1 protein-coding gene and 1 pseudogene are annotated in these 518 nt (G+C 71.1%); both read left to right on the top strand.

Annotation, left to right across the window (positions count from 1 at the left end):
* A pseudogene (locus AOK15_RS48095) lies at positions 1-231 on the top strand (MFS transporter); the annotation flags it as partial.
* Positions 232-233: 2 nt separating this feature from the next.
* A partial coding sequence (locus AOK15_RS48090) for an MFS transporter (protein ID WP_420877030.1) occupies positions 234-518 on the top strand: 285 nt, incomplete at both ends.

The following is a 518-nucleotide window of genomic DNA, read 5'->3' as shown; positions in this document are numbered from 1 at the left end:
CGTCCTGCGTCACCGCACCTATCGGCATCTGTTCGCCGCCCAGGTCATCGCGCTGGTGGGTACGGGTCTGGCGACCGTCGCCCTGGGGCTGCTGGCGTACGATCTGGCGGGCGCCGCCGCCGGGTCCGTGCTGGGCACCGCGCTGGCGATCAAGATGGTGGCGTACGTGGCGGTCGCCCCGGCCGTCGGCGCGATCGCGGACCGGCTGCCACGCCGGGCGCTCATGGTGACNNCCGGCGTCGCGGTGTTCCTGCCGTTCGTGGACTCGGTGTGGCAGGTGTACGTCCTGGTGTTCCTCCTCCAGTCGGCGTCCGCGGTGTTCACGCCGACGTTCCAGGCCGTGATCCCGGACGTGCTGCCCGAGGAGCGCGCCTACACACGGGCGCTGTCGATGTCCCGCCTCGCCTACGACCTGGAGAGCCTCTTCTCCCCCGCGCTCGCGGCGGCGCTGTTGTCCGTCATCACCTACAACTGGCTGTTCACCGGTACCGTTCTCGGCTTCCTCGCGTCGGCCGCGC

The sequence above is a fragment of the Streptomyces ossamyceticus genome (assembly GCF_001418475.1).
Taxonomy (GTDB): domain Bacteria; phylum Actinomycetota; class Actinomycetes; order Streptomycetales; family Streptomycetaceae; genus Streptomyces; species Streptomyces ossamyceticus.
Note: the sequence above shows the minus strand (reverse complement) of the source record. Positions and strands in the feature narration are given on the sequence as shown.